The following is a 3,117-nucleotide window of genomic DNA, read 5'->3' on the forward strand; positions in this document are numbered from 1 at the left end:
GTAAGCGTGGCGTTGAGGCCCTTGAGAATTTTTGTACTCAGTCCTGAGAGCACCGCTAGAAGAGTCTTCTTCTGCAAGGGTGCTCACAATGGACGACCATTCGGACGACATAAGACGACCGTTGTCATCGCGTATCGAAGTGTACGCAGGCGCAGGTCGAAAGCGCTGGCCGGACGACTTGAAGGCACAGATTGCCGCGGAAAGCCTCGAGCCGGGGGCGATTGTCACAGATGTCGCGCGTCGCCATGGGTGCCGGCCCCAGCAGGTGCACGACTGGCGGCGCCGGGCGCGTTTGGGCCAGTTGGTACTGCCGGCTTCGGCGGACACGCTGTCGTTCGTGCCGGTGGTATCGGAATCGGCGCTACCGGCGGCCGCAGAGCCCACCGGGTCGCCGGAAGCAGCCGTTGTGACGGTTGAGCTCCAGGGGGCACGAGTTGAGGTGCGAGGGACGCCTGGCCTTGCTGTGTTGAGTGATGTGTTCTTGGCGCTTCGACGGACACGTTCATGCTGACGCCGCCCGCGAGCCTCATGATTTACGTGGCGACGCAACCTGTGGACTTCAGAAAAGGTGCGGAGGGCTTGGCGCTCTTGGCAAAGGAGACGCTGGGCCATGACCCGATGAAGGGCGTGGCGGTGGTCTTCCGTGCGAAGCGCGCTGACCGTGTGAAGATTGTCGTCTGGGATGGCAGCGGCCTTGTGCTGTACTGGAAGCGGCTCGATGGCAGCGGCTTCAAATGGCCTCCCATCGTGGCCGGCGTGATGCGGATGAACGCTGCGCAGCTGTCGGCGCTGCTTGCTGGCATGGATTGGACGCGCATGCACGCACCTCGAATCCCGCAGCCGAAAGCGCTTGCGTAAAGATATAAATCTTCGCTGCATCGGGGCGCGAAGCATGGCAGACTCGGGCCAATGAGTGATTTGCCTGATGAGCTGCCGAGCGATCCAGCCGAGTTGCGCGTCTTTGCCGCGGCTCTGCTGGATCGCTGCGCCAGGCTCGAGCGGTTGCTCAAGCTTGCAAAAGATGCGCAGTTCGGTCGATCCTCGGAAAAGCTGGACGCTGATCAGTTACAGCTTGTTCTGGAGGACATCGAAGAGGCCGTCGCGGCTCTCGAAGCAGCCGAGGATCGCGCCAATCCCAGAACCTGCGAGAAGAGAACTGCCGAGCGTAGAACCAACCGTGGTCAACTTCCGGAACATTTGCCGCGCATTGTCGAAATCCTGATACCGGCCGAGACCTGTTGCCCGTCTTGTAAGGGCGACCTCTTCGAGATCGGTCACGATGAGAGCCAGAGGCTGGACGTCGTACCGGCGCAGTATCGCGTCATCGTCACCCGCCGGCCCAAACTGGCCTGCCGCGCCTGTCATGGCGTCGTCCTCCAGCACGCTGCTCCCGAGCGATTGATCAGGGGTGGATTGCCCACTGAGCGGCTCGTCGCGCATGTGATCGACGCCAAGTATCATTGGCATTTGCCGCTTTACCGCCAGGCGCAGATGCTGGCGACGCACGGTATCGCCATCGACCGTTCCACGCTCGCCTTCTGGGTAGGCTATGCCGCCCAGGAATTGAAGCCCTTGTGGCATCGTCTGCGCCAGCTTCTGCTCGCCTCTTCGAAGCTCTGTGTCGATGAGACCCCGGCGCCGGTGCTGGACCCGGGGCGCGGCAGGACCAAAACCGGCTACTTCTGGGCGCTGTCACGCGATGACAGGCCCTGGGCCGGACCTGACCCACCTGGCGTGGTTTACGCCTATGCACCGGGCCGTGGGGCCGTTCATGGCTTGCAGCTGCTTGAGGGCTATCGCGGCATCATCCACTGCGACGGCTATCAGGCTTACAAGACCATGACCCGAGAGACGCGTGTGGACGCCTTGTCCGGGACGCTCGCCTTCTGCTGGTCGCATCTGAGGCGCCAGTTTGTGAAGATCGAGCGCGAGGTTGCTCCGGCGCCAGCTCCGGTTGCCCGCGAGGCTCTTGAGCGCATCGCCCAGCTTTACGCGGTCGAGAAAGCGCTCCGCGGCCGATCAGATGCCGAGCGCCGTGCTGGCAGGCAGGCGCATGCCCGACCTCTGGCTACAGCCTTGAAGCAGTGGTTTGAGGCCAAGCTTGATCACCTTGCACAGAAGAGCGACACGGCGAAGGCCTTGCGTTACGCGCTGCGTCATTGGGATGGCCTGACGCTCTACCTTGATGACGGGCGCATCGAGATGGACACGAATGCTGTCGAGCGTGCGATGCGGCCGATCAAGCTCAACGCCAAGAACTCCCTTTTTGCCGGTTGCGACGAGGGCGCCGAGAATTGGGCAGTTCTGGCTTCGTTAATCGAGACCTGTAAGCTCAATGGCGTCAGTGCCGAGCACTGGCTCGCTGATGTTCTCGCGAAGCTCGTCAATGGTTGGCCTGCGGCGCGACTGGACGAACTGCTCCCTTGGGCGTCGATCTACACGATGCATGCACACGATCCGAGGCTGGCGGCATGAGCCTGAACACGACCGCGGTCCGGATCAAGGTGACCCTCGAGGACGTGAAACCGGAGGTGATGCGATGCCTTGTCGTGCCGCTCACGCTGCGCCTTGATCGGCTGCATCTGACGCTTCAGGCGGCGTTTGGCTGGACGAATAGCCATCTCTTCGAGTTCCTGGCTGGCGAAGGACGTTGGGGTATTCCTGATCCCGATGGAGATTTTGGCCCTCAGCCCATCGATGCTCGCAAGACGCGGCTCTCCAATATCGTTCACGAGACCGGCGCGAAGACGATCCATTATCTCTACGACTTCGGCGACAGCTGGGATCACGTGATCAAGCTCGAAAAGTGGTTCGACAACACGACAATGGAGGGACTTCCCCTCTTGCTCGAGGCCGCGAGCCGTTGTCCTCCGGAAGATGTCGGCGGTGCGTCAGGCTATGCCGAATACCTCGACGCCATTAGCGACCCCACCCATCCGGAGCACGAACAAATGCGCCTCTGGGGCCCCGAGCAGTTTGATCCCAACGTCGTCGACCGGAAGGCGCTCGAGGCCGCAGTCAACGCATTGTCGGAAATATGGAAGCCGCGCCGGCGCACCACGCGTTCAAAATAGACGTCAAGCACCAATCAAAATGGGCCTCAGAGCTACGCTTACG

The 3,117-nt window shown here is 61.7% G+C and carries 4 protein-coding genes; all 4 read left to right on the forward strand.

The annotated features are described in order from the left end of the window. The first annotated feature begins 88 nt into the window (after window positions 1-88). The 4 genes from tnpA to AC0L3A_RS40345 are packed head-to-tail and all read left to right on the forward strand — an operon-like array spanning window position 89 to window position 3,074. The gene (tnpA, locus tag AC0L3A_RS40330) at window positions 89-511 is read left to right on the forward strand and encodes an IS66-like element accessory protein TnpA (RefSeq protein ID WP_231142008.1); all 423 of its coding nucleotides are present in this window, start codon (window positions 89-91) and stop codon (window positions 509-511) included. Next, window positions 505-858: an IS66 family insertion sequence element accessory protein TnpB gene (gene tnpB, locus AC0L3A_RS40335; protein WP_231142412.1), complete on the forward strand. Its 354-nt coding sequence runs from the start codon at window positions 505-507 to the stop codon at window positions 856-858. Before tnpA ends, tnpB begins: the two co-directional genes overlap by 7 nt. Window positions 859-909: 51 nt before the next feature. Next, window positions 910-2,475, forward strand: a complete 1,566-nt coding sequence (gene tnpC, locus AC0L3A_RS40340) for an IS66 family transposase (protein WP_231142010.1) — start codon at window positions 910-912, stop codon at window positions 2,473-2,475. After that, window positions 2,472-3,074: a plasmid pRiA4b ORF-3 family protein gene (locus tag AC0L3A_RS40345; protein WP_231142011.1), complete on the forward strand. Its 603-nt coding sequence runs from the start codon at window positions 2,472-2,474 to the stop codon at window positions 3,072-3,074. The genes tnpC and AC0L3A_RS40345 overlap by 4 nt, the downstream gene beginning before the upstream one ends. Window positions 3,075-3,117 lie beyond the last annotated feature (43 nt).

Source organism: Bradyrhizobium sp. MI1.3, from assembly GCF_055811695.1.

Coding starts and splice junctions, on each gene's coding strand:
- tnpA (WP_231142008.1), top strand. CDS start 89: ATGGACGACCATTCGGACGACATAAGACGACCGTTGTCATCGCGTATC.
- tnpB (WP_231142412.1), top strand. CDS start 505: ATGCTGACGCCGCCCGCGAGCCTCATGATTTACGTGGCGACGCAACCT.
- tnpC (WP_231142010.1), top strand. CDS start 910: ATGAGTGATTTGCCTGATGAGCTGCCGAGCGATCCAGCCGAGTTGCGC.
- AC0L3A_RS40345 (WP_231142011.1), top strand. CDS start 2,472: ATGAGCCTGAACACGACCGCGGTCCGGATCAAGGTGACCCTCGAGGAC.